General features: G+C 35.5%; 12 protein-coding genes. 4 read left to right on the top strand and 8 right to left on the bottom strand.

Annotated features, from left to right (window positions below; all coding sequences use genetic code 11):
- Positions 1-51 precede the first annotated feature (51 nt).
- Positions 52-780 carry a YdcF family protein gene (locus MYP_RS20535; protein WP_197060148.1) on the top strand — a complete coding sequence of 243 codons (729 nt, stop codon included), beginning with the start codon at positions 52-54 and terminating at the stop codon, positions 778-780.
- Here the strand turns inward: MYP_RS20535 and MYP_RS20530 are convergent.
- From MYP_RS20530 to MYP_RS20500, 7 genes are all read right to left on the bottom strand, one after another.
- On the bottom strand, positions 773-2134 hold the full coding sequence (locus MYP_RS20530) for an NAD-dependent succinate-semialdehyde dehydrogenase (protein ID WP_045467633.1): 1362 nt from the start codon (positions 2132-2134) through the stop codon (positions 773-775). The genes MYP_RS20535 and MYP_RS20530 overlap by 8 nt on opposite strands.
- An 85-nt stretch (positions 2135-2219) precedes the next feature.
- Entirely contained in the window at positions 2220-4550 is a 2331-nt protein-coding gene (locus MYP_RS20525) for a glycoside hydrolase family 3 N-terminal domain-containing protein (RefSeq protein WP_081990622.1), read from the bottom strand.
- Between the two features lie 142 nt (positions 4551-4692).
- Positions 4693-6567, bottom strand: coding sequence for a hypothetical protein (locus MYP_RS26440; protein WP_052430394.1), 1875 nt, complete (start codon positions 6565-6567; stop codon positions 4693-4695).
- Between the two features lie 15 nt (positions 6568-6582).
- A complete protein-coding gene (locus MYP_RS20515; protein ID WP_045467632.1) occupies positions 6583-7671 on the bottom strand; it encodes a hypothetical protein in 1089 nt (362 codons plus the stop codon).
- 19 nt (positions 7672-7690) lie between these two features.
- A complete protein-coding gene (locus tag MYP_RS20510) occupies positions 7691-9487 on the bottom strand; it encodes a hypothetical protein (RefSeq protein ID WP_052430401.1) in 1797 nt (598 codons plus the stop codon).
- A gap of 49 nt (positions 9488-9536) precedes the next feature.
- Complete coding sequence (locus MYP_RS20505) at positions 9537-11660, bottom strand: hypothetical protein (protein WP_156140760.1); 2124 nt, start codon at positions 11658-11660, stop codon at positions 9537-9539.
- A gap of 379 nt (positions 11661-12039) precedes the next feature.
- Positions 12040-14136 carry a hypothetical protein gene (locus MYP_RS20500; protein WP_156140759.1) on the bottom strand — a complete coding sequence of 699 codons (2097 nt, stop codon included), beginning with the start codon at positions 14134-14136 and terminating at the stop codon, positions 12040-12042.
- 415 nt (positions 14137-14551) lie between these two features.
- On the opposite strand from MYP_RS20500, the gene MYP_RS20490 reads away from it, so the two are divergent.
- Together MYP_RS20490 and MYP_RS20485 are read left to right on the top strand one after the other, a co-directional pair.
- The gene (locus MYP_RS20490) at positions 14552-14890 is read left to right on the top strand and encodes a P-II family nitrogen regulator (RefSeq protein ID WP_045467625.1); all 339 of its coding nucleotides are present in this window, start codon (positions 14552-14554) and stop codon (positions 14888-14890) included.
- Positions 14891-14934: 44 nt separating this feature from the next.
- Positions 14935-16290: an ammonium transporter gene (locus MYP_RS20485; RefSeq protein WP_081990621.1), complete on the top strand. Its 1356-nt coding sequence runs from the start codon at positions 14935-14937 to the stop codon at positions 16288-16290.
- A 36-nt stretch (positions 16291-16326) separates the two neighbouring features.
- Here the strand turns inward: MYP_RS20485 and MYP_RS20480 are convergent, their stop codons facing one another.
- Positions 16327-16929, bottom strand: a complete 603-nt coding sequence (locus tag MYP_RS20480; RefSeq protein ID WP_045467793.1) for an SGNH/GDSL hydrolase family protein — start codon at positions 16927-16929, stop codon at positions 16327-16329.
- A 174-nt stretch (positions 16930-17103) separates the two neighbouring features.
- On the opposite strand from MYP_RS20480, the gene MYP_RS20475 reads away from it, so the two are divergent.
- A complete protein-coding gene (locus MYP_RS20475; protein ID WP_045467623.1) occupies positions 17104-18294 on the top strand; it encodes a hypothetical protein in 1191 nt (396 codons plus the stop codon).
- Positions 18295-18323 lie beyond the last annotated feature (29 nt).

The raw sequence follows: 18323 nt of genomic DNA, 5'->3' as shown, positions 1-18323 counted from the left end.
TTCAGAATGTTCTTTATACTATCAAAAATATTATTCTACATATTAATGCCTATGGTCTGGATCATTGGTATTCTTATTTATTCCATATTCATCAAAGACAGTAAGAGAAAAAAAGCAGCTGTTATTTTTTCTATCATCTTACTTTTATTTTTCTCTAATGAATATATTATTAATAAAGCCTTATCATTATGGGAAGAGCCTCCCATTCCAATAGCTCAGCTAGGAACAGGCTATACCGCCATCGTACTTACAGGAGTAACAGAGTCAAACAAGTCCCCCAAAGACCGCATTTACTATAATAAAGGGGCTGATCGCGTTCTACACACTCTGCAATTATACAAAGAACAAAAAATAAAATCTATAATCATTTCAGGGGGAGCAGCTGCAGTAGTAGGCGAACAAGCTCCGGAAGCCGAAAGTTTGAAAAAAACATTTCTCACTGCTGCAATTCCATCAAATGCAATGATTTTGGAGACCAAATCCCGAAATACAAGAGAGAATGCTTTATTAACAAAAAAGTTGATTGACTCCTTGAATTTAAATGGCCCCTTTCTGCTTGTTACTTCTGCATTTCACATGAAGAGAGCCAAAGGGTGTTTTAAAAAAGCAGGAATTGATGTTACAACCTATCCTGCAGACTATTATTCTACAGATGGTAAATTCACACCAGATCATTTTATTATTCCTTCAGAAAGAGCGATCTCAAAATGGAGTCTGTTAATACACGAGATTTTAGGATACGCGGTTTATAGAATGATGGGATATACTATTCCTACTTAACCCAAACTGATTTTATATTAACAAACTCCCTGATTCCAAAAGCTGCCAATTCCCTTCCATATCCGGAAAGTTTAACTCCACCAAATGGAAGCCTTGGGTCTGATTTTACCATACCATTGATAAATACAGAACCAGATTCTATTTGTCGAGCTAAAACTTTTCCCTTTTCAAAGTCTCTTGTCCAAATAGAAGCCCCTAGTCCATACTTGCTTTGATTAGCCAAATCAATTGCCTCCTGTTCATTCGGAACACTTATAATAGCAGCCACCGGACCAAAAAGCTCTTCATCAAATGCCGGCATACCTGGTTTAACATTTTCAAGAATTGTTGGAAAAAACATTGCTCCAACAGGGGGTGTCCCACCAACTGCCACTGAAGCGCCCAATGAAATACTCTTTTCCACTTGATCGAAAAGACTTTCAGCGAGATCCTTTCTTGCAAGAGGTCCAACCTGAATTTCTGGGGATAAAGGGTCTCCAAGTTTTAGAGCACTCACCGCTTTAGCCATAGACTGAACAAATTGATTCTTAACTGAATCAACAACTATAAATCGTTTAGCGGCGATACAACTTTGTCCATTATTGACCATTCTAGCCTTCACTGCCCATGATGCCGCATCATCAATATTAGCGTCTTTCAGCACTATAAAAGGATCACTCCCACCAAGCTCCAGAACAGTCTTTTTAAGATTAGCACCCGCAGAAGCTGCAACTTTCACTCCCGCCTGTTCGCTACCTGTCAAGGTCACAGCTTTAATTGTTTTATGCGCAATAAGCCGGTCAGTTTCCTCTCCGGAAATTAATACAGATTGAAATACACCTTTAGGAAAACCTGTTTCCTCAAATAAATCCTGTATCGCCAATGAACATTGGGGCACATTGGAAGCGTGCTTCAGAATACCAGTATTTCCTGCCATAATTGTTGGAGCAGCGAATCTGAATACCTGCCAAAAAGGAAAATTCCATGGCATAATTGCGAGTATGCATCCTAATGGATCATACTCAACATAGCTTTCAGAAGCATCAGAAATTATCAAATCATCTTTAAGGAAAAACTCTGCATTTTCAGCATAGTATTCACAGACCCATGCACATTTTTCAACTTCAGCTTCTGCTTCTTTGATAGGTTTACCCATTTCAGAAGTCATAAGAGTAGAGAGGAATCCTTTTTTGTCCCTGAGTTTTCTGGCCATTTTATTGAATAAGGAACTTCTTTTTTCAAAAGAATATTCCTTCCAAATTTTAAATGCTTTTTCAGATAAGGTCAAAACCTCATTAAGTTTATCCTCAGAATAAGATTCAAATTCTTTCAATAACTGTTCTGAAAATGGATTTACAGATTTTATCTTTCCCATGATTGAAAAATTTACAATTGAATAACTAAAATAAAAAAGGGCTGTTCCTTTCGGAAAGCCCTTTTTTTATTTTTCTTATTTTGGATTAGTCTTCGTAGTTAAATGAAGCTTTTTGTCCGCCTATGATTACATCAAAAGCACCTGGCTCAGTTATGAATGTTTTATCATCCATACCAACAAATGCTAAATCGCTCTTATTTAGCTCGAACTCAACAGTTTGTGTTTGTCCTGGAGCTAAAGAAATCTTCTTGAATTTTCTTAATCTCTCCCACGAAGGAGTAATAGAAGCAAAGTGATCTCTTGTATAAAGTTCAACAGCTTCTTTACCAGCTTTTGAACCAGCATTTTTCACATCTACAGTTACTTTAATTGATCCGTTTCCTTTAAGTGTAGGTGAACTTACTTTAAGGTTTGAATATTCAAACTTCGTATAGCTTAAGCCATATCCGAAAGGCCATTGTGGCTTATAACCATTTTCTCCCATTTGACCTGGAGCAAGCTCTGTAACTCTATCGCTATACTTATGGTCATATGGAATAATGTCTCCACTGAATCTTGGATAAGAGAATGGAAGTTTACCACTAGGGTTTACATCTCCAAAAAGAACTTCAGCAATAGCATTGTGTCCTTGGCTTCCAGGTATATAAGCATTGATGATACCTTTTGCACCGCCTTCAATTTTTCTGATTATTCTTGGTCTTCCCTCTACTAATACGATTACTACAGGCTTACCAGCTTCATAAAGAGAAGCAACTAACTTTTGCTGAGCCTCTGGCAGATCAAGTTCATCTATAACTCCAGGAGATTCTGCGTAAGCATCTTCACCAATACATACAACAACATAGTCAACTGATTTTGCAAGTTCTACAGCTTTCTTAGCATCTGCCTCTTTGTCAAACTCAGATCCTTTGGCATAAAGCGTAGTTCCACCTGTATTCTTCGCTTTTATTGCATTGAAGATATAAGCAGTAGTATCAGGATAATATTTAGCTTCATTTCCTTGCCAAGTATATGACCATGAACCATTAAGCGCTGTGATTGATTTTGCAGCAGGGCCAGTAACCAATACTTTTTTGCCTTTAGCCAGAGGAAGAATGTTGTCATTATTTTTCAATAAAGTTATTGATTCTCTTGCAGCTTCTAATGCAGCAGTTTTGTACTCTGCAAGACCGAAGTTTTTCGTAGCATCTTTTTCAGGATAAGCATTGATGAAAAGTCCGGTTCTGAATTTTAGAGCTAAAATTCTTCCTACCGCTTCGTCAATTCTTGCCTGAGAAACAGCACCCTCTTTTACAAGTTCTACAAGATATTCAAAGAAAGAATAATCATGAGGAACCATACTCATATCAATACCTGCATTTACAGCTAGTTTTACAGCTTCTTTAGGAGTTTGAGCTATTTTATGTTTAGTATGAAGTCTTATAACATCTTCCCAGTCAGAAACCGCAAGTCCTTTAAAGCCTAATTCACCTCTTAAAACATCAGTTAAAAGATATTTGCTAGCGTGAACAGGAACACCATTGATTTCACTTGAGTTGATCATGATTGTGCTTGAACCTGCCTTTACAGCTGCTGTAAATGGAGGAAGGAAATACTCTCTTAACACTCTTTCAGGAATGTAAGATGGGGTTCTGTCTTTACCAGATAGTGGTAAAGAGTAACCTATATAATGCTTCATACAAGAAGCCACTCTGTCAACTCGGTTTAGATTTTTGTCAGTTCCTTCCATTCCAATAATAGAAGCTACTCCCAATTGAGTTACTAAGTAAACATCTTCACCATAAGTTTCCGGGAATCTAGGCCATAGAGGCTGTCTACCCACGTCTAAAACAGGAGCAAAATTCCATCTGATACCAGATGCTCTTGTTTCTTTAGCTGTGATTTCTCCGGCAAGTCTTGATAATTCAACATTACGAGTAGCTCCTATTCCTATATTCTGAGGGAATAAAGTTGAATTCGAAGTGAATGTCACACCATGAATAGCATCTATTCCATAAAGTACCGGAATTTTATTAGGTGTTTGCTTAGTAGCAACATCCTGAATAGCTGTGATAATCTGATGCCATTTTTCAACAGAATAAGCATGGTTAATTGCATTAAGAAGAGAACCTACTTTGTAATCCACTAAAGCTTTTCTTAGAGCTTCTGGATCAATAGTTCCATCCATGTTATTATAACCTCCCTTAAGAACAACGTTAAGGTTAATCTGAGTCATTTGGCCAACCTTTTCCTCAATACTCATTTTACCCAAGAGTTCCCGAACTTTGGCATCTACTTCAGCATCCGTCATTACTACAGGCGCAGAGGCCACAGGAGTTTTAGATCCTTTTTTCTGCCCGTACGCTGGGCCTAGCAAGGTGGCTAAAAAAATCATTGAACCGATCAGGGTTTTCAATGAAAATAAACGTTTCTCCATAAAATGTTTTAAATGGTTCTTTTTTTAAGATAAGTTAAATAAAAAGAAAAAGCTGTTTCCTTACGGAAACAGCTTCAAAGCTAATTATATTTTTATTTAAATCCGAACAATAATTCGGCAGAGTTAAAATGACCAGGCTAATTTATTTCTTTGCCATTGCATCATCTGCAGTCATAATTTTAATTTCATCAATTACAAGGGTTCCCGTAAAGGCCTTTCCTCCAGGATTAACATAAAATAACACTTGAACTATCTTAGCAGGATTTACTTTCTGCTTAGTTGGGAAAGATTGCTCAAATTTATCAGTAAAGTCGAAATACAAATCAACGAAATCGGTCCCGGCTGCAATAGTCTGCACTACAGGCTTAAGATTTGTAGAGTAACCATCAATATCCTTTACATCAAGTCTTAATTGACCCGCTTTATCTGCTTTAACTCTTACTTTTACAACAGGTGTTGTGCTAAAATCTGTTGACAGAAAGCCTCTTCCGAAAGTTTCGTACATTGGTCCTACTCCATTCAACTCTACTTTCAAATCTTCACCAACTTTTGAAAGTTTCACTTTATCACTTCCTCCATACCATTTAGTAATTCCATCCTTGAAATTATCAAGATTAACAATCTTAGAATTTACAGGAGAAATAGTTACTACAGCGTCTTCTGCTTTTACAGCAGCTTCTATAACTGCAGGCTCTTCAGCTTTTTTCTCAGCAACAGGTTTCGTTCCAACTGCTGTCTTCTTTTCAGCAGCTACTGTTTTTGTTGCAGATGATACAGATGAAGCAGAAGTTTCTTTAGCAGCCGCAGATTCCGTCTCAGTGGTACCAGGTGTAGTTGTATTAGAAGAAGATGAAGATGATGATTCCTCTTTTTTCTCCTCAACTTTTCCTTGACCAGTTAACTCATTATACTTTTGTCTGGTAATCACTTCGATTTCATCAACGTAAATCTTCCCTTCAAAAGCCGGTCCTCCCGGGTTAATAAAGAATAAGATATCCTTTATTTCAGCAGGATTTACAGTTTGATTGTCTGGATACACCTGAGAAAATTTACCTTTATAATCATAAAAATAATCTCTGTATTCATTTAAGGCGATTTTGTGAGCTATTACACTTGAATTGGTAACTCTACCTTCAGAATCTTTTACATCACCTCTGAGAATTGGCTCACTGTCTCCGATAGCTTTAGCTTTAACCCTTACAATATCAGCTTTATTAAAGTCTTTTATTGAAAATGCTCTACCAAAACATTCATATCCTGGACCTGCACCAGTAGCAGTGATCGCAAGCTCTTCACCTTCAGTCATCAGGTTAATTTTATCAGCAGCCCACCAGGAATCGATCGGTTCTGAAAAATCATCAATGATACCACCAACCGCTGCAGGACCAGCAGCAGGTAATTCAGAAAGAGGAATTGCTTTTATTTCGTCAATATAAAGTGTTCCTGTGTATGGAGATCCACCCCCATTAATAAAGAATAAAACCTCATTGATGATTTTAGGATCTACATCTTTAGATTCAGGCCATGCCTGTTTCCATTTACCTGTAAAGTTGTAGTAAAAATCCTGATATGGCTCATTTTTGGGTACTTTATTATTTGGAATCATGTCTGCCATATATCCATTAGCATCACGGAATCTGATACTAACATTAGGAGCTGTTGCTCCTTCAGAACGCATTCTAAGCTTAAGAACAGACGCTTCTGTAAAATCAAGCATTGTTATTGCGCTACCGAAACATTCCCATTTTGGTCCGACATTTTTCATCTGGATTTTCAAGGTATCACCTTTTTTAGCCAGAGCAAGTTGATCGTTGGCAACCCACCAGCTATATATTTCATTTGAAAACCCTTCCACAACTCCCTTATTGAATTTCAGAACCGGAACACCAAATTCCGGATCTTCAGCAACAGCAAGTTGATGACTGTCATCTAAAGTGGCTTTCTCAAGGCTTACACAGCCACTAAATATGACAGGTAAGAAAAGTACCTTTATTGAATATTTAAAGAATTTCTTCATTTGTTAATGTCCTTATTAATTTTGAGGTAAAGGTTTACCGTAAGTAAATACTGGATAATCAAATCCATATCGTGTGGTTGCGCCACTTGGATCAGAGAGTAAAGTAAATCCTACTTTTCCCGCTTTTTTCGGCTCTCTAATCTTATTACCCTTAAATTTTGCGTCTTTTGTGAATGACAAATCACTATACTTAACAGAAATCAACTTCCAACCAGTCCAAGTAATTTTAAAATCATAGAAAAGCTCGTCTTCATGATCTTCTACTTTACCGCTTCCATTGTCATCTTCCTGTATTTTTAATGAACCTTTATCAGATACAAATCCTCTACCATAAACAAAAACATTATAATAAACACTATCAGGATTATTAGTAGCCAAATTTAGGGCTATTTCACCTCCTGCACCATCAATATAAAAGTCATTGTTAGCATCAGTACCTGAAATAAAATAATATTTACTTCCGGAAGGTGGCTTAACAGAATTAATTACTTCACTGTTTGGATCTGTAGGATCTACAATAATTGAACTAGTGGGATATTGGAAAATACCATTATACGCACCATTTTTTCCTGATTCTGCTTCTCCAGTAAAAGTATACCACCCAGAAGGCCATTTTTTATGGCCAGCTTTAAATGGTTCAAAGTCCTCACCAACAAGCACTCCATAAGACTTAGGTTTTGCTATTGTCAATGGATTACTCTTTAATACTATATTTGAACCTAAGAAACTGAGTTCTGCAGTTACCTGATCATTAGCCGTGAAAAAGTATAACCCATTGTGACCTCCATCCCACTTTACCTTGCTTAGGTCAGATCCTTTACCTGTAAAACTAACAGAAGCTCCGCTAGTCCCTGTTAAAGTTAAAAAGTAAGTAACCTCCTGAGAGAATTTGGAGTCAAATGAAACTACTCCCTTGGTAAAATCTATCTTAGAAGAAGGAGTTGCTGTAAAAGCATCATTCACAACAAAGAAACCTGGATCCGCATTTTTGTATTCAGGTCCTATCATTTTTTCAGGATGTTTGTCTCTTTTACAACTAATGCCAAGGAAACAAGCACAGAAAACTGCAAACCACAAAATCGAATTTCTTTTTAATTTTTTCATAAGAAATGGTCTTAAAATTTTAGAATACCATTGTATAATTTAAGAAAATTTGATTGATTTTGTAATCAAAATCTCCTAAAGTTGTTGTTTCTAACTTGCTTTTGTTATTATAAAACACTGCCTGACCGGTAAAGTAAGTATTTTTAGTAAATCTGTATCTGATACCTGCCGCTACAAGTCCTTGATTAAATAGCTGACTTGAAATAGTATTTGATGCTGCGATATCAGAATATCCTTGAACAGGGTTAACTAAATCATTATATGCATTTCTTGCAAGTACATACTCATTTCCTTTGGCATTCAACATCTTGTATCCAGCTATTAAATCAAAACTTTTAACAACTTCAACGTTTATCCCTGCATCTAACAACGTACTTTTCAGATCAATCTTACTATCTCCACCTCTTTTTGTATGCTCGTATCTGTATCCAAAGTTGATCCCTAAAGCTCTTTCCCAATTAATTAGCTTGTTAACGTTAAAGAAAAATCCACCTCTGATACCAGTATACTCTCTTGTATCCGTTGATCCCTCACCTACCACTTCAGATAATAGGTCAACTTTCACATCACCCTTGATTACTTTCTCCATTTCGCCGACTGAGGCACCGAATGAAATACCTTTTCTATTTGGAGTTGCAGTTCCATAAGGTGTTATATTGTTATATTCAGGTCTGTATGTCATTAACACAGGCATGATATTAAGGTTTCTTATATTTTCTTCAGAAATTCTGTCTAACAAACCAGGTTGTCTGATCGCAGCACCTTCTTTTACAGTAGAAAATAGTTCTGGAGTTCCATAATCATAAATTCTCCTGGTTTGTGCACCAGGGCTGTTGAAGTTATCACTAACATTTCTATAAGACGCAAATAGCTTTATCTTCAACGGCTTATACTCACCAGAGACTCCAATATCATAAAAGTTTCCGTTTTTACTTACAGTTGAATCATCCTGAGCTCTGAAGAACGAATATTTTGAAAAACCTGCTTCACCATATAAAAAGGCACCGATTTGATCATTATCATACCCAAGTTTAAAATCAACTGTAGCTACTTTATTATCAAACTCAAAAACATTAGTTGCTGCTGTTCCGGTTAGATCAAGCATTTGAATGTAATTTCCACCAACCTGGAAAAATTTGCTTTGAACCAAATCAACTCTTCCTCCCCAGTTTACTCTGTCTGGAGTAGCAAAATCCAAAATATCTTTTTTACCAGCTCTTGCAGCAAAAACTCTCACACCTATTTTTTCAATTCCTTGGGTAAATCTGAAATTCGCATTCGCGTGAGCTCCCTGAAGTCTCCATTTATTTCCAAAATTGAAGTTTTCATAATTTACAATGCTTCTTCTGATTGCAAATACGTCAGCCTCATAATCATGGTAAGATTCATCAAAATTATAAAGTGTATATGGAGTTAGTCCTAAATCTATATCTCCAATTTCATATTTTACTATTTTTGCAATAACACCGTCAATACGAAGCTGTCTGAAAAATACAGAGCTACCGTTTCCATAAAAACCTCCAAAATTATTTCTAATTCTAAGGATTGCACTTGCCCTTAAGTTTTCATTAGGTTGCGCATTAACACCAAGATCAAATATTGTGTATCCTCCAGTACCTCTTCTACCAGTTACAGTATCTGTTCTAGAGCCATTATATAGAGGACTTGCATCAGGTATAGTCAATACATTTCCCTTTAATTGATCAGTAGTAACAAGTGCTCTTCCAAGACCATTAAAGTAAACTGTCTGGGCGTTTGTATTTTGAATACAGACAGCAATAAAAATTACTAAACCAAGTAAAAATTTCTTGCTCATTATATTATAAGTTATCATTTAAATCAGTTCTTAAATTTTGTAATAGTTATTAAAAGAAAATTTTTAATTCAACCGTAGTCTCCTGACCGTTAAATCTGTCCTTAGTAAAGTTAACATCCCTGTGGTCAAACCATCTGTGTCTGACATAGAGACCAGCTCTCCCTGAAAAATCGTAGTCAAATCCAAGTCCATATCCATACCCTCTTTGATTAATTGGTTTTCCATTAGGATCTGCAATTGGTTTATTGTCTGAATTAACAATCAGTTCCCCATTAGCATCTACCAATTGAGTTCTATTATTACCCAATGCCTTTTCATAGCTGACAAAACCAATCAGAGTAAGTTTTGGTCTAAATGCGTAAAATGCCATGAACTCCTCATAAAAATAGCGTAAGAAAGCTTTATCTGAGAATTTAGGAATTGCTGAAAAACCAGGCTGAACAGAGCTATAATTATTGTAGTTTGCGAGAATCAATTCACGACCAAAAAGTGACAGTTTATATTTAAGATTAAGGTCAAGACTATTAAACCCTTTTTTATAATTGCTCACTGTATCAGTAATTGCCAGAACTTCAAATGCTCTTCTATAAATATTCATAATGTTTCCATAAGGACCATTATTTCTTGTAAAAAATGCAAACCTTGATCTGGTAAATGAATTAGCTCTGTGCTGAAAGCTTATTGAATCATAAAGATTTTCAATCTCCTGTGCGAAACCGGTACCAATATTAACTTTCAACTTACCATATGTATCTTCATGTTTCAGATACCCACCCCATCTGTTGTTTGCCATTTGCTGAATATCTGTTACCCCTCCATAGTATGTTGTGATATCATATATTGAACCTATGTTTTCTGCTGTTCCCAAGGCATGCGGGTTTGCAGTATTCATAACCTGGCTATTGATGTTGGTTACAGCTTTATCAATATAATACATCATTAGGTTAACCGGAACATTAAATGCTTCTTTCGTTACATCAATCTGCGCCATAACAGTTGGAGCCCAATTATAATCTACTCCATAGTTATCTCCCTTTATTATTTTCATCGGGGTCTTTGAAGCCAGTACATTACTTTTCGAGTAATTATTCAGAATAACATCCTCCTGATCTCTTTGAGCTATAAAGTCCTGGAACCTACCGACACCACCTTCAAAATAAATCTTCACATTATTAAGATTTAACCTTCCATCGATAGTGGCAATCTGTTGTCTGATTTTGAAAAGTTCCTGTACGTCAAGAAAACCGAACTGGTTAAAATAGTTAATACCGAATTTGTGCATGCCAAATCCTTTATCTATTCTTCCTGCTACCAGATTTCTAGGGCTTTTTGTTTTTACTGCGGTAAAACCACCGCTATTATCAGTTTTACCATAAACTATATTACCCCCGAACCCTAAAGGCAAGTTTTTAGCTTCTAAAATAAAGCCCTGGGTTGCGGTGTTTCCCCAACGAGCATCTCTGGCAATGTTTTGAGTTGCGTAAAACTGATTATATCTATTGAACGATGCTCCTTCTGGCTCCCATGGATAGCGTTCAAAAAGATCATCACGATACTCATAGTTCCAGAATGTAAATGGGCTTACTCTGTGCCAAAGTACCCCACCGCCAGCGATTAATTTAAAATCTCCAATACCGGTATTAGCACTTCCTTCAAACTGAAGAATTCTATAAGTAGAAATCCTTCTGTTATAAGCAGTATTTGTTCCTTCTATAATCCCGCCATTATCTTTTATAATCCCTGTAAGTTGATTATCCATAGCATATTCAACTTTGAAGAAAGTTCTCGCAGTAGGATTTCCTTCAAGACGCAATAAAAGCAACGGTTCCTGATATCCCTGAAGTGAACCATTATAGGCTTCTACCCCATTAAATACCAATGACTTTTCGGTCAAATTTGGATTTCCTGTATAAAAGTTAGGCATTACACGATACTGTGTAAATGATCTCGCATATCCGGAATATTTTAAACCAGACCATCTCTTGTAGCCCCCGGCAGGAGTTTCTGCATTTGAAGTGTTTGATTTAAGTCCCAGTAATTTTTTAACAGGCAATTTTCTGAGAAGCAGTGGCGTTGAGCTCTTTTGCTCTTCAGATGGGGGATCTCCCGCAAAGGCAAAAAACCCGGGGAAACATGCCAATAAAAAGATGATTAGTTTAGTACGCGTTTTCAAACGATAAACAATTATTTAAGTGAACTAAATTCTATTCTGTATTAAGTAAATAAAATACATCAAAATTGGTATGAACTTTTATCTAAGTTCTTTGTATTGTTTAAAATGAAAGCTCTTTTTCAGTCAAATCCCCTTGATTAAAAAAGCTTTAAAAAAATAGCTAAGCCTGAATACTAATTTTGTAACCGAAATATCAGCATAAATTTGAATTTCGCCTAGCAAGGACATGACTATTTACAGGTTGCAATATTATATTTTTAATTTCAAATAAGAAAGAGTTTTTTTCCCTAAAATTACACTAAAATCCTATTTAATAAAAAAAAAATCATATAATACAGAGTTTTAGAATCAGTTTTAGAAAAATAATTTAAATTTATTTTTACAAGTAAGGCTCCTGGCCTGGCCGAGAATAGTTGAAATCTAAAAAGTTATAAAAAAATCTAGACCGTTCATAAAATTGGAGCGGGGTTTTATTGAGTCTGACAGCATCAGGATAATAACCAACCATCACTTGAACCATACTGAAAACGAGATGTTCATTTCTGAATCTTAGTCCAAGACCGAATCCTGAATAATAATTCGATTTTGTAATTAAACTTCCATTTAGTCCAATCCATGCAATATCGGCAAAGAGAACAAATGCCATCTTAAATCCTAACAGATTTAATGGCGGATAAAAATTGGATTCTATATTAACGACAAACTTTTTTGTACCAACTAATCCGTCTGAGATAAAACCTCTCAGACCATTTTCTTTATTAATGTTCACATAATAACCATCTAGCTGATTCAAGCCTTGAGTATATCTGAAACTTATATAATTTCTGTACTTCCAGTTTTTAAAGTTTATCAAAGGAGTAAAATGAAGAAGCCGGCCATAGTAAACTCCTTCCTCCATCTTGCCTTTTCGCCAAAAAGAGCCATATCCTGTTGTTACAGAAACGTATCCAAACTTTGGAAGAAAATCAGCAACAGTAAAATTTATTCCACTATAGGGTAGCAATGGACCATCTCTTTTCTTTATCCCGGTCGTAACTCCAATCATCTTTCCTATTGGAATATCTTCTGTTCTTCCCAACCTAAATATGTATCTATCTTTAAAAAATCTCCTGTTAATATAAGTCAAACCCGCAAATACATTATCAGATGAGTAGTAAGTAAAAGATCTTCCTGCTTTTTTTTCCGGGACATTTCCATAGAGGCAACTCAAGGCTCTAACAGCCAGGATTAATCTGCTCCCCTCCTCTCCTTCTTTTTTCTGAAGAACAGGAAAGGCATATCCTGCCCAGACATCTTCAACACTAAGTTTTATCTTCTGATCAACCCTAAAACTATCAAAAGGCATATTGTAAGGCCAAAACTCTAAAATTGAATAATTTACTCCTCCTAGCCATTTTATTTCAGGGGTTTGAAACTCTCTATTAATTCCAGCTATAAAACTGCTTAACCCAAAAGCATATCGATAAGTAAAATTTGCATTAATAAGACCCTTTTGAAAAGTATTGACATTATAATTGCCATAAAAATTCATTCCTTTCGGATACCTGCTGTTAAAGGTAAAATCTGTTAAGAGCTGCTGGCCAAGTCCGGCAAAATTAGCATCCTGAATATAAAAGCCTTTTGATCCTGTTTTCTGATCAAAACCCCCACCAACTGATATATTCCAAACATCCTGGACCAAAACAACTACATCTACACTATCCAATCCTTCATAGTCAACAATAACAATTTTTGCATCATAAGCATAACTGGTCGCTCTTAAAAGCCTTTCTGTTTCACTGAGAGCCAGAGAATTCACTTTATCACCCTTCGTAAAAAGCAATCTCCTTTTTATCATCCACTTCTGACTTTTTATGTGTAGTGCATTACCACTTTTTTCCAAAAATCCTCTGGGTTTTTTATCAGGATTGTCAACAGATGGGCCAAATACTCCTAAAACACGAATATCTATCTTTCTAATAACCTTGTTTTCATAACTATCATATCTTTCATCACTTTTTTCGCGCGATTCGGGCTTTTCCTGATTTTCTGTTTTTGTTTCAAATACCAGAAAATTCTTAATTAGCTGGGAGAAGAAATTCTTTTTTTGAGAGAACTGCTGAATATCTTTCAGCACTTGTTCATTCTTTGTTCGTAAGGTATCCTGATGAACAATTACCGTATCAATCTTAGGAATAATCTCCTTACTTTCAATAAATTCAATTCTACCATCTTTCAAAATTGGCCTGAGAAACTGTACCAGTGTATCTTTTTCTCTGATCACCAAATCCTTGACTATAATTAATGTATCTGTTTTTGTAAAAAAAGTATCTTTCCTTGAAATAAATAGCTCTTTTATTAACAACTCTTTGAATAATGTATCTCTATTTAAAAATGAAAGAGAATCCACTTTTTCATCTTGCGCAAAAGCATGCAAAGCAGAAACCAGACATATCTGTATGAGGAAAATAATTTTGAAATAACTGGGGCATTTCATTTAAAAACACTTACTAGGAAGTTCTTTAATAAAACTTTTGTAATACGGATTGTTTTAAATTTTACAAATTTTAATCCAATCGTATCCACCCAGAGAGCAGTTTCCCTTATTACATAAAAAAATATGATTATCCTAAATAACAAAATTTACTTTTTATTAGATTATAATCTATAAATAGAAAATCAAAAAACAACAAAACAACCTCAATTCATTATACATAATTTTATAAAACTATTTTTTTAACTTTATTTGATACTTAATTTTAGTACTTAATTCAAATATTATATATTAATTATAAAAATTACCGTTATTTTTTTAACTTATATAACCAAACCTTAATTATATAATAAATTCAAGATTAATATAATAAAACTATCAGCAGATAAACTGATTATGTATATAAAACAAGTGGTATATGAAAAAAATTGAAGCGATAATAAGATCATCTCACTTTTATCCTGTGAAAGACGCACTCCATAAAATAGGTATTGATTTTTTTACTTTTCAGGATGTAAAAGGTGTAGGAAATCAAAAAAGTGAAAAAACAATTTACAGAGGCCAGGAATATGATCTTGGTTCGATTGCCAGAACTAAAATAACAATTGTTGCATCTAATGATTCTGTGGATGAAATAATCAATGCAATTCTCTGCAGCGCGAGAACAGGAGAAATAGGCGATGGGAAAATTTTTATCTCCCCCATTGAACAAGCAATCAGAATAAGGTCTGGAGAACGTGACATTACCGCACTTTAACCTTTATTAAAATTCACCTTTACTAAATTACACTTCACATATCAATGAATCAGCCCATACCCGATACTTCTGCAACTGGATCTATTGATTTAGCTTCAAATTTTAATGCAATGCCTAATGATTCACTTCTTATAAATGCTGAAATCATTAGTAGTCTCAAAGCTGAAATTGCCGGAAACACTTTACTTTCCAATAATTTGTGGATGATGACTGCAACTGCTTTGATGTTCATTATGCATTTGGGGTTTGCGACAATTGAATCAGGACTTTCCAGATCAAAAAACACCACTAATATTTTGTTTAAAAACACTATTATACCTGCAATTGGAATTCTGATATTCAGCTTATGGGGATATAACCTCATGTATCCAGGCAACCTCTTTGAGGGAAGCTTTATTGGGTTTTCTGGATTTGGAATTGCTGCACCGGAAGTTAGTTATAACGAACAGCGCAATTACACGTTCTGGTCTTTTTTTCTCTTTCAGGCCATGTTCGCCGCCACTGCTACAACCATAGTATCGGGGGCAGTAGCTGAACGCATTAAAATATGGAGTTTTATCCTGTTTTCATTTTTTCTTGTGGGTATCATCTATCCTATCATTGGTTTCTGGACCTGGGGTGGAGGATTTTTGCAAAAAATGAATGTCCACTTTTACGATTTTGCTGGATCCACTGTAGTACATTCGGTAGGTGGATGGTCTGCTCTTGCCGGAGTTATTGTCCTTGGACCAAGGATTGGGAAATATGTAGACAACAGAATAATTCCACTTCCTGGCCATAGTATGCCACTTGCTACCGTTGGAGTATTTCTACTGTGGTTTGGCTGGTTTGGATTTAATGGAGGCTCTGTTTTATCTGCTAATCCTAAACTGGTCTCACTTGTACTTGTCACGACATGCCTATCTGCTTCGGCCGGAGCCATTGGAGCCCTTACAACTTCCTTTATCACGACCAGGACTATTGATCATAGCATGGTCCTGAATGGAATACTTGGAGGGCTTGTCGCTATCACTGCAGGAGCAGACAAAATGAATCCTTCGGAAGCTATTATTATTGGACTTACTTCTGGAACATTAGTAGTCCTTGCTGTACTCCTCTTTGATAAACTAAGAATTGATGACCCTGTTGGCGCAATCTCAGTTCACCTGATTTGCGGAATATTCGGAACTCTTGCAGTAGGTTTTATGGGAGATCTGGCTGAAATCAATGGAGCAAGGCAGCTTGTCAGTCAGCTAATAGGGATCACATCTACAGGGGTATTTGTTTTTCCTTTAACCTATCTTTTATTTATCATTATAGATAAAACCATTGGACTCAGAGTTACAGCCAAAGAAGAACTGGAAGGACTTGACGTTAGTATTCATGGTATGAGAGCCTATCATATTGATAACGCAAAATAATATTAACTTTAAGATGATCAACCTTCATATATTAATTTAAAGCAGGGCTGACGAATCTATCTTGAGCATAATCTTCTCAACCCATTTCTCATACTGATATCCGCTTGGATGAAGACCATCCGAAGCTGTATATCTTTTATCGTCAGCTGACCGCCTGCTAATCCCGGTAATACTAAGATAAAGAGCACCCTCAGATTCAGATATTTCAAAGTTTTCCCTATTAAAGGCATCAATCTCCTCCGAGATTCTTGCTTTGTCATTTTCCGAGGCAAATGGAGTACTGGACCAATCTGGAATAGACAATATAAACACAGAATTATTAACTGAATATGACTTTGCTTTCAGTAAAAGCCTTCTGAATTCATTCCGATATTTATCAATACAATAGCCCCTGTATTGATTATTTACACCAATAAGAAGAAACACCAGGTCGTATTCATTTTTCCCCAATTTTTCTCTCTCTATAGCTAAATCAAGTTCATCTGTCGTCCAACCGGTTTTTGCTACAACCTTCAGAACAACAGAGAAATTTCTTTCTTCTAAATTTCTTTTAAGCAAAAATGGCCAGCTTTCATTTTGAGGAACATCCTCTCCTATTGTATAGGAATCTCCCAGAGCAAGTATTTTAATTTTCTTCATAATATTAAATCCTTCAAGTGATTTTTTTATGATCAACTTCTCCTAAAAAATGAATTGACTTTTAGGTAATCCTTCCCTTTAACAAGGGAAATACATTAAAAAAGGCAAAGTAAATTTAATAATTCCCACAAACTTTTATAATACACCGAGGTTTGAAATTCAAACAACAAGTGTATGACAAAAGGCCTTACATTTATATGTCTTGGAAATGAGCACTGGGATTGCGGCAACCCTTCTCCACTAATAGAGATCATGCATGAATTAAGTCGCGACAATACCGTGCTTTATGTAGAAAATCAATATTCTATCAGTGACATATTTGATAGTATTAAAGGGAAAAGAGAAGTACCTGTACGAAAGATACTTAATCTTGATAAAAGATTAAGAGCTCAGCAATCACGGACAGGCTCAAATGTATATATTTTAACTCCTCCCCCAGTTTTACCCTTAAACAAGATCAGAGATAAGGAGATTTATAAAAAACTACTTGCATTTAATGCCCGCATATTAGAAACAGAATTAAGAAAAAGCATTCACTTCTTAAATCTTTCTGACATTATTTTTATCTCAGGAGCTAACCCTGATTATGGTTTAGCACTTTTAAAAAAATTCAACGACAGCCTCAACGTTTATTATACATTTGAAGGCTCTGATGAAGAGGAGTCACATGAGCATACACTGCTTGAAAAGGAGTATATAGAAGCTACTGATGTAGTCATTACCAATACTGAAGTTTTATACAACAAAATCAGATCCATTAAAGATGCCACCTTTCTTATAAGAAATGGTGTAAGATTTGAAGACTTTTATAAGCGGAGTATGTCTATACAAAAATCAGAATCTATAACTGTTGGCTCTATTGGGATCATAGATAAGGATTTTGATATAAATACAGCGATCTACCTTATAGAAAATCTAAAAGATATCAATTTCGTCTTTTCAGGCAAAGTGCTTGATAATACCATCATAAAAAAACTCGAATCCTATCCTAACTTCTCTCACATAGGAATAAGAAAAAGAGATGAGTTTGCAGATCTTTTATCAAGTTTTGACATTGGCATTATTCTTAATAAGGGAGATTCCCATCCTCCATTAGAGGTAGGGCTTAATGAATATCTTTCAGCAGGAAAATCCGTCATAGCATTCAATTACAGTTTTATCAAGGACTACAAAGATGTTGTCAGATTTTGCAGTTCAAAAGAAGAAATGTTAAAGTCAATTAAAGAAGAATTGATCCTTGATTCAAAAGAAAAAAAGGAAAAAAGATATGAACGCGCAAGAGGGAACTCCTGGGAAAGGAAGGCTGATATTTTCCAGACAATTGTAAAAGACTATATTGACAAAAAACTTTATTCAAAAGCATAATATTAAGAGGCTGTAATCTTCAGAGGATG

The organism is Sporocytophaga myxococcoides, assembly GCF_000775915.1.
GTDB classification, from domain to species: Bacteria; Bacteroidota; Bacteroidia; order Cytophagales; family Cytophagaceae; genus Sporocytophaga; species Sporocytophaga myxococcoides_A.
The sequence above is the reverse complement of the archived record's forward strand: the minus strand, read 5'-3'. Positions and strand labels throughout refer to the sequence as shown.

Coding starts and splice junctions, on each gene's coding strand:
- MYP_RS20535 (WP_197060148.1), top strand. CDS start 52: ATGGTCTGGATCATTGGTATTCTTATTTATTCCATATTCATCAAAGAC.
- MYP_RS20530 (WP_045467633.1), bottom strand. CDS start 2,134: ATGGGAAAGATAAAATCTGTAAATCCATTTTCAGAACAGTTATTGAAA.
- MYP_RS20525 (WP_081990622.1), bottom strand. CDS start 4,550: ATGGAGAAACGTTTATTTTCATTGAAAACCCTGATCGGTTCAATGATT.
- MYP_RS26440 (WP_052430394.1), bottom strand. CDS start 6,567: ATGAAGAAATTCTTTAAATATTCAATAAAGGTACTTTTCTTACCTGTC.
- MYP_RS20515 (WP_045467632.1), bottom strand. CDS start 7,671: ATGAAAAAATTAAAAAGAAATTCGATTTTGTGGTTTGCAGTTTTCTGT.
- MYP_RS20510 (WP_052430401.1), bottom strand. CDS start 9,487: ATGAGCAAGAAATTTTTACTTGGTTTAGTAATTTTTATTGCTGTCTGT.
- MYP_RS20500 (WP_156140759.1), bottom strand. CDS start 14,136: ATGAAATGCCCCAGTTATTTCAAAATTATTTTCCTCATACAGATATGT.
- MYP_RS20490 (WP_045467625.1), top strand. CDS start 14,552: ATGAAAAAAATTGAAGCGATAATAAGATCATCTCACTTTTATCCTGTG.
- MYP_RS20485 (WP_081990621.1), top strand. CDS start 14,935: ATGAATCAGCCCATACCCGATACTTCTGCAACTGGATCTATTGATTTA.
- MYP_RS20480 (WP_045467793.1), bottom strand. CDS start 16,929: ATGAAGAAAATTAAAATACTTGCTCTGGGAGATTCCTATACAATAGGA.
- MYP_RS20475 (WP_045467623.1), top strand. CDS start 17,104: ATGACAAAAGGCCTTACATTTATATGTCTTGGAAATGAGCACTGGGAT.